The organism is Paraburkholderia sp. J11-2 (genome assembly GCF_905220185.1).
Classification (GTDB): Bacteria; Pseudomonadota; Gammaproteobacteria; order Burkholderiales; family Burkholderiaceae; genus Paraburkholderia.
Genome location: NZ_CAJMYY010000001.1, coordinates 24477 through 38473, shown reverse-complemented (window position 1 = coordinate 38473; position 13997 = coordinate 24477). Strand labels below are relative to the sequence as shown.

At 66.4% G+C, this 13997-nt stretch carries 8 protein-coding genes; 4 read left to right on the top strand and 4 right to left on the bottom strand.

Annotated elements, in window-relative coordinates:
- Nucleotides 1-84: 84 nt before the first annotated feature.
- On the top strand, nt 85-1176 hold the full coding sequence (gene hemE / locus U5A57_RS00160; protein WP_321907166.1) for a uroporphyrinogen decarboxylase: 1092 nt from the start codon (nt 85-87) through the stop codon (nt 1174-1176).
- A 416-nt stretch (nt 1177-1592) separates the two neighbouring features.
- Nucleotides 1593-3848 (top strand): primosomal protein N', encoded by a 2256-nt coding sequence (locus U5A57_RS00155; protein WP_321907164.1) that lies wholly within the window; start codon nt 1593-1595, stop codon nt 3846-3848.
- A gap of 76 nt (nt 3849-3924) precedes the next feature.
- Here U5A57_RS00155 and U5A57_RS00150 read toward each other — a convergent pair whose 3' ends face one another.
- On the bottom strand, nt 3925-4074 hold the full coding sequence (locus U5A57_RS00150) for a hypothetical protein (protein ID WP_321907162.1): 150 nt from the start codon (nt 4072-4074) through the stop codon (nt 3925-3927).
- A 287-nt stretch (nt 4075-4361) separates the two neighbouring features.
- On the opposite strand from U5A57_RS00150, the gene putA reads away from it, so the two are divergent.
- On the top strand, nt 4362-8309 hold the full coding sequence (gene putA / locus U5A57_RS00145; protein WP_321907161.1) for a trifunctional transcriptional regulator/proline dehydrogenase/L-glutamate gamma-semialdehyde dehydrogenase: 3948 nt from the start codon (nt 4362-4364) through the stop codon (nt 8307-8309).
- Between the two features lie 95 nt (nt 8310-8404).
- Nucleotides 8405-9553, top strand: coding sequence for a branched-chain amino acid ABC transporter substrate-binding protein (locus tag U5A57_RS00140; protein WP_321907159.1), 1149 nt, complete (start codon nt 8405-8407; stop codon nt 9551-9553).
- 123 nt (nt 9554-9676) lie between these two features.
- On the opposite strand, the gene U5A57_RS00135 is transcribed toward U5A57_RS00140, so the two are convergent.
- The 3 genes from U5A57_RS00135 to U5A57_RS00125 all read right to left on the bottom strand — a co-directional run bounded on the left by U5A57_RS00135 (nt 9677) and on the right by U5A57_RS00125 (nt 13952).
- A complete protein-coding gene (locus U5A57_RS00135; protein ID WP_321907157.1) occupies nt 9677-11395 on the bottom strand; it encodes a thiamine pyrophosphate-binding protein in 1719 nt (572 codons plus the stop codon).
- 74 nt (nt 11396-11469) lie between these two features.
- A complete protein-coding gene (locus U5A57_RS00130) occupies nt 11470-12858 on the bottom strand; it encodes an L-serine ammonia-lyase (protein ID WP_321907155.1) in 1389 nt (462 codons plus the stop codon).
- Between the two features lie 92 nt (nt 12859-12950).
- Nucleotides 12951-13952, bottom strand: a complete 1002-nt coding sequence (locus tag U5A57_RS00125) for an alginate lyase family protein (protein WP_321907782.1) — start codon at nt 13950-13952, stop codon at nt 12951-12953.
- Nucleotides 13953-13997 lie beyond the last annotated feature (45 nt).

The following is a 13997-nucleotide window of genomic DNA, read 5'->3' as shown; positions in this document are numbered from 1 at the left end:
GGCATCGGCGGTATGGGTGGGCGGCCGCTCCGGTAAAATGGGCGCTCGCTTTCGAACCTTGGCGCGACTTCGCGCATCCAGCACGTGGCCCACACTCTCCTGAACGACACCTTCCTGCGCGCGCTGCTGCGCCAGCCGACCGAGTACACGCCAATCTGGCTGATGCGCCAGGCAGGCCGCTATCTGCCGGAGTACAACGCCACGCGCAGCCGCGCGGGCAGCTTCCTCGGCCTCGCGAAGAATCCTGATTACGCGACCGAGGTCACGCTGCAGCCGCTCGAGCGCTATCCGCTCGATGCCGCGATCCTGTTCTCCGACATCCTGACGATCCCGGATGCAATGGGCCTCGGCCTCTCGTTCCAGGCGGGCGAAGGGCCGAAGTTTGCGCACCCCGTGCGCACGGAAGAAGACGTGGCGCGCCTCGCCGTGCCGGACATCGGCGCGACGCTCGGCTATGTGACCGACGCCGTGCGCGAAATTCGCCGCGCGCTCACCAATGCGCAAGGGCGCCAGCGCGTGCCGCTCATCGGCTTCTCAGGCAGCCCGTGGACGCTCGCGTGCTACATGGTCGAGGGCGGCGGCTCGGACGACTTCCGCACGGTGAAGTCGATGCTGTACGCGCGGCCGGACCTCATGCAGCGGATTCTCGAAGTCAACGCGCAGGCCGTGGCGGCTTACCTGAACGCGCAGATCGAAGCAGGCGCGCAGGCCGTGATGATTTTCGACACCTGGGGCGGTGCGCTCGCGGACGGCGTCTATCAGCGTTTTTCGCTCGCGTACATCGCTCAGGTCGTGGCGCAGCTCAAGCGCGAGCACGACGGCGAGCGCGTGCCGGTAATCACGTTCACGAAGGGCGGCGGCCTCTGGCTCGATGAAATCGCCAACACGGGCGTGGACGCAGTGGGCCTCGACTGGACCGTCAACCTTGGCCGTGCGCGCGAACGCGTGGGCGATCGCGTGGCGCTGCAGGGCAACCTCGATCCCACGGTGCTATTCGCGTCGCCTGCCGCGATTCGCGAGCAGGCGCGCGCGGTACTGGACAGCTTTGGCGCGCACCCGGGCCACGTGTTCAACCTCGGCCACGGCATTTCGCAGTTCACGCCGCCCGAAAGCGTGGCTGAACTCGTGGACGAAGTGCATCGTCACAGCCGCGCAATTCGCGCAGCCGGTGCGTGACATTTTGGTGCGCCGCATCAAGCTGGGCTCCGGGCATCAGGGTATGACCGGGCTCAAGAGGCCACCCAGACGCCATTGCGGTCCTGTCAAGACTTGACTTATGCACACTTGCCTCGTTGCGGCGCGCAAGAGGGAAAGGTTGTCGCAGGCGCCCGCTTAAGTCTGAGCAGAATCAATCAGACCCTTGACAGACAAGGCTTTCGCCGCTCCACGGCGCTCTGTGCGGTATCCCACATAACGAGCCTGCGCGGGCGCCCTGCGACGACGCCCGGCGAGTTCTCAACAAAGTTATCCACAGGCGCAGATTCGGGGGCGCGATTGTTCTGCGGAATCCAAAACTTAGCGCGAAATCTCAAGTATTACTTTAGGTTTGCGTGTCTGTGCGCTAGCGTACGGAACTTCCCTGGGGGCGCAGCATGACAGGGCCGTTCGTGCGCGTGGCGCTGGACCATCCTCTGGACGCGCTCTACGACTATCGCTATAGCCTCGATACCGCGCCCGAACCCGGCATGCTGGTGCGTGTGCCGTTCGGACGCCGCGATGTGGTCGGCCTCATCTGCGAAGTGAACGCTCACAGCGACGTGCCCGCGAACAAGCTCCGTGACGCGAGCGCTGTGTGCGCCGCCTGCCCGCCGCTTTCGGCGCAATGGCTCGCGCTGGCAGGCTTTGCCGCCGACTACTATCAGCGGGGCCTGGGCGAGGTCGCGTTGCCTGCGCTGCCTCAGGCGTTGCGCGATCCGTCGCGCTGGGCGCGTCTCCTCGCCCCGGAGGAGCGCTACCGGCTGTTGCCGCAAGGGCGCGCCGCGCTGCCCGACGCGTTGCCGGCGCGCGCGCAGGCGCTGCGCCGTCTCGCGCAGGCGCTAACCGATGCCGGCGAACTCGACGCAGCCGCGGCGCGCGCGTTGCATCCCAAGGCGATCGCGACACTCGAAGCCTGGTGCGACGCTGGCTGGGTCGAGCATGAATGCATCGAGTTCGGCTCGGCCGCAAGCATGGCCAGCAGCGCCGCGGACGCCACCGCCGTTGTTGAGATCCCGCGCCTGAGCGACGAGCAAGCCGACGCCGTGGAGGCGATCGGCGCGGCGAGCGGCTTCGCACCGTTCCTGTTGCATGGCGTGACGGGCAGCGGCAAGACCGAAGTCTATCTGCGCGCGCTCGCGGCGCTGCTCGAGCGCGATCCGGGCGCTCAGGCGCTGGTGCTCGTTCCCGAAATCAATCTCACGCCGCAGTTCGAGGCGGCCTTTCGCACGCGCTTCGCGGCCATGCTCGCGAGCGACGCCATCGTGACGCTTCACAGCGGGCTGGCCGAAGGCGAGCGCGCCCGCAACTGGCTTGCGGCGCACACGGGCCGCGCGCGCATCGTGCTCGGCACCCGGCTCGCGGTGCTCGCCTCGCTGCCGCGTCTCAAGATGCTCGTGGTCGACGAGGAGCACGACCCCGCCTACAAACAGCAGGAAGGGCTGCGCTACTCGGCGCGCGATCTCGCCGTATGGCGCGCCAAGCAGCTCGGCGTGCCGGTCGTGCTGGGCTCCGCCACGCCGTCGCTCGAAAGCTGGTGGCAGGCCGAGCAGGGGCGCTACACGCGCCTCACGCTCACGCGCCGCGCCATTGCCGACGCGGTGCTGCCCACCGTCAAGCTGATCGACCTCGAAGAGGAGCGCCGGCGCGGCCGAGCCTCGTTCGAGGGGCTTTCCGGGCCTTTGGTCGCGGCGATGAAGGCGCGTCTCGAACGCGGCGAGCAGAGCCTCGTGTTCCTGAACCGTCGCGGCTACGCGCCCACGCTCGCGTGCGATGCCTGCGGCTGGGTGGCGGGTTGCCCGCGCTGCAGCGCCTACGTCGTGCTGCACAAGCCCGAGCGCGCACTGCGCTGCCATCACTGCGGCTGGGAATCGCGCATTCCGCATTCGTGCCCCGAGTGCGGCAACGTCGACATCGCGCCCATGGGGCGCGGCACGCAGCGAATCGAGGAGGCGCTTGCGAGTGCGGTGCCGGGAGCGCGGGTGCTGCGCATCGACGCCGACAGCACGCGCCGCAAGGGCAGCGCGCAGGCGCTTTTCTCCGACGTGCACGCGGGCGAAGTCGACATCCTGGTGGGCACGCAGATGATCGCGAAGGGGCACGACTTCCAGCGCGTGTCGCTAGTTGGCGTGCTGAACGCCGACAATGCGCTCTTCTCGCACGATTTCCGGGCGAGCGAGCGCCTGTTCGCGCAACTGATGCAGGTGAGCGGGCGTGCGGGTCGCGCCGGACTGCCCGGCGAGGTGCTCGTGCAGACGCGCTATCCGCGCCATGCGCTCTATCACGCGCTGGCGCGCCAGGACTATGTGGGTTTTGCGAATACGCAGATCGCGGAGCGGCGCGATGCGCACCTGCCGCCGTTCGTCTATCAGGCGTTATTGCGCGCCGAAGGGCGCACGCTGGAAGCCGCGCTGGCGTTTCTCGCCCAGGCAGCAGAAGCGCTCGCCGCGATTCCGGGCGCCGAGCGCGTCATGGCCTATGACGCGGTGCCGCTCACCATCGTGAAGGTGATGAACGTGCATCGCGCGCAACTGCTCGTGGAAAGCCAGTCGCGCGCCGCGCTGCAGGCGACGCTGCGCGCGTGGCAGCCCGCGCTGCGCGCGTTGCGCGGCGTGCTGCGCTGGAATCTCGAAGTCGATCCGCTCGACATCTAGCCGCGGACGTGGCCCCGCTGACGTGCACCCTAAGGCAACAGCGGGGCCACCCGGCATCGACTTCCCGTTCCCTTCCTTACTGGCCGACCGTATCGGCCGCGTCCCTATGCGCCGCGCGCTTCAAGCTCATGCGGCGTTCATCCGGCGCCGTCGCGCCGCGCATGAAAAGCACGGCGCACATGGCGCACATCGTCCAGATCCCTGCGATTACCAGCAGCTTTTCCATTTTCCGGTCCCTTCGCTCTTTCTTGTGAACAACCCCCGCTCTGTTTGTATAACGGCACGGCCGCGGAATCGATTAGGGTTGTCCTGCGTGTTGCTGGACCAGGGAAAATACCGAGCGCAACCCGCGCGGCCCGGTGGGCGGCCATCGGCCGCAAAGCCCGGCTGTACAAGGTTTCCACAGTGGTGCAACCATATTGAGAGAGTGGTTGCACCTTTTTATTTGTAGGGTTACGATTCGCCAACTTTTTAGTCACCGCCGGTGCGGATGTGCCGGCATACGAAGGAAACATGGCTAGCACCACACTTGGCGTCAAAGTCGACGATCTCCTCCGCTCCCGCCTCAAGGACGCCGCCACGCGGCTCGAGCGCACGCCGCATTGGCTCATCAAGCAAGCCATCTTTGCCTACCTCGAGAAAATCGAGCACGGCCAGCTGCCTCCCGAACTCAACGGGCATGTCGGTGCGACCGATCTCGCGGAAGGTGCTACCGCCGAGGACGACGACGCAGCCTCGCACCCGTTCCTCGAATTCGCGCAGAACGTGCAACCGCAGTCGGTGCTGCGCGCGGCCATCACGGCTGCGTACCGCCGCCCGGAGCCGGAGTGCGTGCCGTTCCTGATCGGCGAGGCGCGCCTGCCGGTCAACCTCACCGGCGACGTCACGAAGCTCGCCACCAAGCTCGTGGAAACGCTGCGCGCGAAGGGTACCGGCGGCGGCGTGGAAGGCCTGATCCACGAGTTTTCGCTATCGAGCCAGGAAGGCGTGGCGCTGATGTGCCTCGCCGAAGCGCTGCTGCGCATTCCCGACCGCGCTACGCGCGACGCGCTCATTCGCGACAAGATCAGCAAGGGCGACTGGAAGTCCCACGTGGGCCATGCGCCGTCGCTGTTCGTGAACGCCGCGACCTGGGGCCTCATGATCACCGGCAAGCTCGTCACGACGAACAGCGAAACCGGCCTTTCTTCGGCGCTCACGCGCATGATCGGCAAGGGCGGCGAGCCGCTGATCCGCAAGGGCGTGGACATGGCCATGCGCCTGATGGGCGAGCAGTTCGTGACGGGCGAGAACATCTCGGAAGCGCTGGCCAACAGCCGCAAGTTCGAAGCGCGCGGTTTCCGCTACTCGTACGACATGCTCGGCGAAGCCGCAACGACCGAAGCCGATGCTCAGCGCTACTACGCATCGTACGAGCAGGCGATCCACGCCATCGGCAAGGCCGCGGGCGGACGCGGGATCTACGAAGGCCCGGGCATCTCGATCAAGCTCTCCGCGCTGCACCCGCGCTACTCGCGCGCACAGCAGGAACGCACGATGGGCGAGCTGCTGCCGCGCGTGCGCGCGCTCGCCGTGCTTGCTCGCCGCTATGACATCGGCCTCAATATCGACGCCGAAGAAGCCGACCGCCTCGAACTCTCGCTCGACCTGCTCGAAGCGCTGTGCTTCGACCCGGAACTGGCGGGCTGGAACGGCATTGGTTTCGTGGTGCAGGCTTACCAGAAGCGCTGCCCGTTCGTGATCGACTACATCGTCGATCTCGCGCGCCGCAGCCGTCACCGCATCATGGTGCGCCTCGTGAAGGGCGCCTACTGGGATACGGAAATCAAGCGCGCGCAGGTGGATGGCCTCGAAGGCTACCCGGTGTACACGCGCAAGATCTACACCGATGTGTCGTACCTCGCCTGCGCGAAGAAGCTGCTCGGCGCGCCTGATGCCGTGTATCCGCAGTTCGCCACGCACAACGCGTACACGCTCTCGGCGATCTATCACCTCGCGGGCCAGAACTACTATCCCGGCCAGTACGAATTCCAGTGCCTGCACGGCATGGGCGAGCCGCTGTACGAAGAAGTCACGGGCCCGCTCGCGCAAGGCAAGCTCAACCGTCCGTGCCGCGTCTACGCGCCGGTCGGCACGCATGAAACGCTGCTCGCGTATCTCGTGCGCCGCCTGCTCGAAAACGGCGCGAATACGTCGTTCGTGAACCGCATTGCCGACGAGACCGTGCCGGTGAGCGAACTGGTCGCGAACCCGATCGACGAAGCCGCGAAGGTCGTGCCGCTCGGCGCGCCGCACGCGAAGATTGCGCTGCCGCGCGAGTTGTACGGCAACGAGCGCTCCAATTCGATGGGCCTCGATCTCTCGAACGAGCATCGTCTTGCGTCGCTTTCGTCGGCGCTGCTGGCGAGCGCTCATCACCCGTGGCGCGCCGCGCCGATGCTCGCCGACAACGACATCGCGGACGGCGCCGCGCGCGACGTGCGCAATCCCGCCGATCATCGCGATCTCGTCGGGACCGTCGTGGAAGCCACGAGCGAGCACGTGAGCGCCGCGCTTTCGCATGCCGTGGCCGCCGCGCCGATCTGGCAGGCGACGCCCGTCGAAGCGCGCGCCGATTGCCTCGCGCGCGCCGCCGATCTGCTCGAAGCGCAAATGCACACGCTGATGGGCCTGATCGTGCGCGAAGCGGGCAAGTCGCTGCCGAACGCCGTGGCCGAAATTCGCGAAGCAATCGACTTCCTGCGCTACTACTCCACGCAGATCCGCGACGAGTTCTCGAACGACACGCATCGTCCGCTCGGCCCCGTGGTGTGTATCAGCCCGTGGAACTTCCCGCTCGCGATTTTCATGGGTCAGGTGGCCGCCGCGCTCGCAGCCGGCAACACGGTGCTCGCGAAGCCCGCTGAACAAACGCCGCTGATCGCCGCGCAAGCCGTGCGCATCCTGCGCGAAGCCGGCGTGCCGGCGGGCGCGGTGCAACTGCTGCCGGGCAACGGCGAAACCGTGGGCGCGGCGCTCGTCGCCGATCACCGCACGCGTGCCGTGATGTTCACGGGCTCGACGGAAGTTGCGCGCCTCATCAACAAGACGCTGTCCGAGCGCCTCGACTCCGAAGGCCGCCCGATTCCGCTGATCGCCGAAACCGGTGGCCAGAACGCGATGATCGTCGATTCGTCGGCGCTCGCGGAGCAGGTCGTGGCCGACGTGCTGCAAAGCGCGTTCGACTCGGCTGGCCAGCGCTGTTCCGCGCTGCGCGTGCTGTGCCTGCAGGATGACGTGGCGGACCGCACGCTCGAAATGCTCACGGGCGCCATGAAGGAACTCGCGGTGGGCAACCCCGACCGCCTCTCGACCGACGTTGGCCCCGTGATCGACGTCGACGCGAAGCGCGGCATCGATACGCACGTGGCAGGCATGCGCGAAAAGGGCCGCAAGGTTCAGCAGATGCCGACGCCCGAGACCTGCGCACAAGGCACGTTCGTTCCGCCCACGCTCATCGAGCTCGACAGCCTCGACGAACTCAAGCGCGAAGTGTTCGGCCCGGTGCTGCACGTGGTGCGCTATCGCCGCAGCCAGCTCGACAAGCTGCTCGAGCAGATCCGCGCAACCGGCTACGGCCTCACGCTCGGCATTCACACGCGTATCGACGAAACGATCGCGCATGTGATCGGCCGCGCGCATGTGGGCAATATCTACGTGAACCGCAACGTCATCGGCGCGGTGGTGGGCGTGCAGCCGTTCGGCGGTGAAGGTCTGTCGGGCACGGGTCCGAAGGCGGGTGGCGCGCTGTATCTCTCGCGTTTGCTCGCGAAGCGTCCGGCCGGTCTGCCGAAGTCGCTCGCCGATGTGCTCGTCGTGGATGCGCCGCAAGCTGCAGAAGGCAACAACGGCGCGCCGCAATCGGCGCAGACTGCGCTCACGACGCTGCGCGACTGGCTCATCGCCGAGCGCGAGCCCGCGCTCGCGGCACGCTGCGACGGCTACCTCGAATACGTGCTCGCAGGCGCCACGGCGGTGCTGCCGGGCCCGACGGGCGAGCGCAACACGTACACGCTTTCGGCGCGCGGCACCGTGCTGTGCGTGCCTTCCACGGCAACGGGCGCACGCGCACAACTCGCCGTTGCATTGGCAACGGGCAACCGCGCGTTGTTCCAGGGCGCGGCGGGCGAAGCGCTGGTGAACGCGCTCCCGGCGGCGCTCAAGGCGCACGTGGCGATCAAGAAGACGGCCGACGCCGACTTCGATGCGGTCCTCTTCGAAGGCGATAGCGACGAGCTGCTCGCACTCGTGAAGGAAGTGGCGAAGCGTCCTGGCCCGATCGTCTCGGTGCAAGGGGTGGCCGCGCACGCACTCGCCAACGGCGATGAAGATTACGCTCTCGAACGACTGCTCGCGGAACGTTCGGTCAGCGTGAATACGGCAGCAGCAGGCGGTAATGCAAATCTGATGACGATCGGTTAACCACAAGCCATACTGTCGGTCGTCTCAAGACAAGGAAGCGGCAAGGCTCACGAATCCGAAGCCGCTCGTTCGATACCTGGTACCAAGGAGAAGCAATGCAACACACGATGAAGCAGCTGGCAGGCGCGACGCTTGTCGCCGCCCTGTCGCTGGCGGGGACTGCGCACGCACAACAAGCCGAAGACGTGAAGATCGGTTTCGCCGGTCCGATGACGGGTGCGCAGGCGCACTATGGCAAGGACTTCCAGAACGGCATCACGCTCGCAGTCGAAGACATCAACGCGACGAAGCCCATGATCGGCGGCAAGCCGGTTCACTTCGTGCTCGACTCGGCCGACGATCAGGCTGACCCGCGCACGGGCACGACGGTCGCACAGAAGCTCGTCGACGACGGCATCAAGGGCATGCTCGGTCACTTCAACTCGGGCACGACGATCCCGGCTTCGCGCATCTACGCGAACGCGGGCATCCCGCAGATCGCCATGGCGACGGCGCCTGAGTACACGCAGCAAGGCTTCAACACGACGTTCCGCATGATGACCTCGGACACGCAGCAAGGTTCGGTCGCGGGCGCGTTCGCAGTGAAGAGCCTGGGCATGAAGAAGATCGTCGTGATCGACGACCGCACGGCTTACGGCCAGGGTCTCGCCGACGAGTTCTCGAAGGCAGCGAAGGCTGCGGGCGGCACGATCATCGACCGCGAGTACACCAACGACAAGGCCGTCGACTTCAAGTCGGTGCTGACGAAGGCGAAGGCGATGAACCCCGACCTGGTCTACTTCGGCGGCGCGGATTCGCAAGCGGCACCGATGGTCAAGCAGATGAAGTCGCTCGGCATCAAGGCTCCGCTGATGGGCGGCGAAATGGTGCACACGCCGACCTTCCTGCAGATCGCGGGTGACGCGGCGAACGGCACGGTGGCATCGCTCGCCGGCCTGCCGCTCGACCAGATGCCGGGTGGCAAGGACTACGTCGCGAAGTACAAGAAGCGCTTCGGCGAAGACGTCCAGACGTACTCGCCGTACGCCTATGACGGCGCAATGGCCATGTTCGCGGCAATGAAGAAGGCCAACTCGACGGACCCGGCGAAGTACCTGCCGTTCCTCGCGAAGACGAGCATGCCGGCTGTCACGACGTCGGACCTCGCGTACGACCAGCGCGGCGACCTGAAGAACGGTGGCATCACGCTGTACAAGGTTGTCGACGGCAAGTGGACGACGCTGCAAAGCGTGGGCGGCAAGTAAGCGCCTGACGTTCGGCTGAAGTCAAAAGCCCCGCACGATCGAAAGATCTGCGGGGCTTTTGTTTGTGTGCTCAGGACTACCCGTCCGGCTCGAAAGGTGAGCTTATTCAGGATTCCTTTTCAGTCACTCTCCGCGCATTTTCTTGCCCGCCTCGCGAATCTGTTCGAGCGTCGCCGCAGGCGTGCTCGCTTCCTTCGTCACGCGGATTTCGATCAGCGCAGGCTTGCCGGCCGTGAGCGCGCGCTCCAGTGCGCCTGCGAATTGCGCCGTGGCCGTGACGACTTCGCCATGCGCGCCGAACGACTGCGCAAACGCCGCGAAATCAGGGTTCGTGAGTTGCGTGCCGTGCACACGATTCGGATAGTGGCGCTCCTGGTGCATGCGGATCGTGCCGTAGTGCGCGTTGTTCACGACGATGAACACGACATTGAGCCCGTACTGCATCGCCGTGGCGAGTTCCGATGAGGCCATCATGAAGCAGCCATCGCCCGCGAGCGCGACCACGGTGCGCGAAGGATAGAGCGACTTCGCGGCGATCGCGGCCGGCACGCCGTAGCCCATCGCGCCGCTCGTGGGCGCGAGTTGCGAGCGGAAGTGGCGATACGCGAAGTGGCGATGCAGCCATGTCGCGTAGTTGCCCGCGCCGTTCGTGACGATCGCGTCGTCGGGCAGGCGTGCGCGCAGTTGCTGCATGATTTCGCCGAGTTGCACGTCGCCTGGCATCGGCAGCGGCTTGCGCCATGCGTGCCATGCCTCGTGCGCTTCGGCGGCGCTGCCGGCCCACGCGGGTTGAGCCGGTGCGGGCAGTTCGGCGAGCAGCGCCGCAATTTCCGCGAGGCCGGAGACGATCGGCAGATCCGCTGCATACACACGGCCGAGTTCTTCCGCGCCCTGGTGCACGTGAATGAGCGTTTGCTTCGTCTTGGGAATGTCGAAGAGCGTGTAGCCGCCCGTCGTCGATTCGCCCAGACGCGGACCGAGCGCGAGCAGCACGTCCGCTTCGCGAATGCGTTTGGCCAGCGCCGGATTCACGCCGAGACCCACGTCGCCCGCGTAGTTCGGATGCTCGTTGTTGAGCGTGTCCTGAAAGCGGAACGCGAGGCCGACCGGCAATTGCCAGTTTTCGACGAAGCGCTGGAAATCAGCACACGCCTGGGTGTTCCAGCCATGTCCGCCCGCGATCACGAATGGCTTCTTCGCACCCGCGAGCAGTTCGCGCACGCGCTCCATCTGCGCGGCCGAAGGCGAGGCCTGCACGCGTTGCGCGGGCGGCGCGATGGGTTGCGCTTCGGATGCAGGAATCGTGCCGCTCAGCATGTCTTCGGGCAGCGCGAGCACGACCGGGCCCGGCCGGCCCGACATCGCGATATGGAACGCGTGGCTCAGATATTCAGGCACGCGGCGCGCGTCGTCGATCTGCGTGACCCACTTGGCCATCTGGCCGAACATGCGTCGATAGTCGATCTCCTGGAACGCCTCGCGGTCCATCTGCTCGCGCGCGACCTGGCCGATCAGCAGGATCATCGGCGTGGAGTCCTGGAACGCCGTGTGTACGCCGATCGAGGCGTGCGTGGCGCCCGGCCCGCGCGTGACGAGCGCAACGCCCGGCTTGCCCGTGAGCTTGCCGATCGCTTCCGCCATGTTCGCCGCCGCCGCCTCGTGACGGCACACCACGGTTTCGATCTTCGCGGTTTCGTCGGATAACGAATCGAGCACCGCGAGATAGCTCTCGCCCGGTACGCAGAACACGCGCTCGACGCCATTGGCGACGAGGGCATCGACGACGAGGCGAGCCCCGGTGGTGGTGGCTTCGGTGGTGGCGGATGCGTTCGGCTGCTGCATGGCGGTCAAGTCTCCTTCAATCGTTACGTGATTACGTCTGGATAGCTCAGGCAAGGCGACAGCGCTTTAACGCATCAGCACTCGACGATGTTCACCGCGAGGCCGCCGCGCGAGGTCTCCTTGTACTTCGTTTTCATGTCGGCGCCGGTCTCGCGCATCGTCTTGATGACGGAGTCGAGCGAGACATAGTGCGCGCCGTCGCCGCGCAGCGCCATGCGCGCGGCGTTTACGGCCTTCACGGAAGCCATGGCGTTGCGTTCGATGCAGGGAATCTGCACCATGCCGCCAACGGGATCGCAGGTGAGGCCGAGGTTGTGTTCCATGCCGATTTCGGCGGCGTTTTCCACTTGCAGCGGCGTGCCGCCCAGGACGGCTGCGAGCGCGCCCGCGGCCATCGAGCAGGCCACGCCCACTTCGCCCTGGCAGCCCACTTCCGCGCCGGAGATCGACGCGTTGAGCTTGTAGAGAATGCCGATGGCGGCTGCGGTGAGCAGGAAGTCGATCACGCCTTGCTCGTTCGCGCCAGGCGTAAAGCGCACGTAGTAGTGCAGCACGGCGGGAATGATGCCCGCTGCGCCGTTGGTCGGTGCGGTCACCACGCGAGCGCCCGCGGCGTTTTCCTCGTTCACGGCGATCGCGTACAGGTTGATCCAGTCGATCATCGAGAGCGGGTCTTGCAGCGCGCGTTCGGGGTTGCTGGTGAGCGCGCGATACAGCTGCGGCGCGCGGCGCTTCACGGCGAAGGGGCCGGGCAGCGTGCCGTCGGCGTCGGGATTGTTGACGCCGCAACCGCGCGAGACGCACGACTGCATCACGTCCCAAATGCGCAGGAGACCTGAGCGAATCTGCTCGTCGCTATGCCAGACACGCTCGTTTTCGAGCATCAACTGCGCGACGCTCTTACCCGTCGAGGCGCACAGCGCGAGCAGCTGCGCGCCCGTGGTGAACGGATGCGGCAATTGTTGCGCGGCGGCGAGCACCTTCGTGTTCGGCGCGCCGGCCGTGACGACGAAACCGCCGCCCACCGAGAGATACGTGCTCTCGCGCAGCGTTTCGCCAGTCGCGTCGAGCGCGCGCAGCTTCATGCCGTTCGGGTGCTCGGGCAGCGCCTGGCGATAAAACGCCACATGCTCCTTCGGCACGAAGCCGATCGTATGACGGCCTAGCAGCGCGAGCAGGCGCGAGGTGCGCACCGCTTCGAGGCGTGCGTTGATGGTGTCGGGATCGACGGTGTCGGGCGCATCGCCCATGAGGCCCAGCATGACGCCGCGGTCGGTGCCGTGGCCCTTGCCGGTTGCGCCGAGCGAGCCGTACAGCTCGACTTTCACGGCGGCGGTGCGCGCGAGCAGGTCGTCGCGCTCGAGTCCTTCGGCGAACATCAGCGCCGCGCGCATCGGCCCGACCGTGTGCGAGCTCGAAGGCCCGATGCCGACTTTGAAGAGATCGAAAACGCTTACTGCCATGGGTACTGCTCCTGCTTGTCTGACGTTTGTGGGGATGCGACGCTTTTGGCGGCATCGTTAGTTCCGTGCCGCCGCCGCAACCCGTGCGCTTGTTAGCGCGCCGGCAACGGCAGACAGACGGCGAGCCACGCGGGTGGCGTGGGCGCGAGTTTCAGCGCGACTGGCGCAAAGCGGCCGTCGAGCCGCGCGGCCAGGTGAAACAGTTCCGCGGCGTTCTTCGGGTCCCACTGTCCGGTGTAGCCGGGCAGGCCCGCTTCGCGCCGCTTCGCGTCGAACGGTACGTTCGAATGGACGAATTCTTCGTGCGTTTTCTGGCCGAGCGCATAGGGCGTGAGCCAGTCGAGCGCAGCCGCGAGCGTGGCGCCGTTGGCCGCGCGCTCGGTCAGCCAGTTGCGGTTGTGGCGTCGCGCGGCGAGCGCGGCCGTCACGAGCGGCTGCAGATCGTAGGTTACGTAGTGCAGCGCGTCGCGCTCGGTGAAGTCGAGTGTCGAGCCGTCGGGCGCGACGTTGTCGCCGAGATGCTCCACGAAAAGCCGCTGCGCCGTCGCGATCATTTTTCGGTTGTCGAGCGTGAACGCGATCATCGCGACCAGTTTGACCCGATGGCTCTGCCAGTTGTTCGCGAAAGTTCCCTTGAGCGGGCGCGGCTGCGCGTCGATCTGCGCGATGTAGCCGTTCGCGAAGCTGTTCAGGAACTGCATGGTCGCATTGCGCGTTTTCACGGGCAGCGCGCTCGCAGTCATGTCGTAGGCGAGTATCAGCCCTTCGAAGCGCGTTTCGTCGATCGGATTGAAGCTCGGCTTGTATGTGGTGACCCACGCGAGCAGAAAGCGGTCCACGAGCCTCAGGAAGCGTTCGTCGCTCGTTGCGCGCCACGCGAGCGCGGCGTTGCGCATGAGGTCGAGTTCCTTCGCGGCCTCGACGCTCTGATCGTAGATACCCTCGTGCGGCAGCGTGCCCTCGGTGTGAAGGCGTGCCAGCGGACGCGGCGTGTCGTTCACGTGCGTCAGCACCTCGGCCACGAGCGCCTTCACGCCCGGGTCGGCGTTGGTGCGCTCGCTCGATTGCAGCGCTGGTGCCGCGCAGAAGTTCATGGCCGCGTGGGCTGTGCCGGCGAACGTGCCGGTAAGCGTTGCGCA

Excerpts from the sequence above, each read along its gene's own strand:
- U5A57_RS00130 (WP_321907155.1), bottom strand. The coding sequence starts at position 12,858 with ATGGCAGTAAGCGTTTTCGATCTCTTCAAAGTCGGCATCGGGCCTTCG.
- U5A57_RS00135 (WP_321907157.1), bottom strand. The coding sequence starts at position 11,395 with ATGCAGCAGCCGAACGCATCCGCCACCACCGAAGCCACCACCACCGGG.
- U5A57_RS00125 (WP_321907782.1), bottom strand. The coding sequence starts at position 13,952 with ATGAACTTCTGCGCGGCACCAGCGCTGCAATCGAGCGAGCGCACCAAC.
- putA (WP_321907161.1), top strand. The coding sequence starts at position 4,362 with ATGGCTAGCACCACACTTGGCGTCAAAGTCGACGATCTCCTCCGCTCC.
- U5A57_RS00140 (WP_321907159.1), top strand. The coding sequence starts at position 8,405 with ATGCAACACACGATGAAGCAGCTGGCAGGCGCGACGCTTGTCGCCGCC.
- U5A57_RS00155 (WP_321907164.1), top strand. The coding sequence starts at position 1,593 with ATGACAGGGCCGTTCGTGCGCGTGGCGCTGGACCATCCTCTGGACGCG.
- U5A57_RS00150 (WP_321907162.1), bottom strand. The coding sequence starts at position 4,074 with ATGGAAAAGCTGCTGGTAATCGCAGGGATCTGGACGATGTGCGCCATG.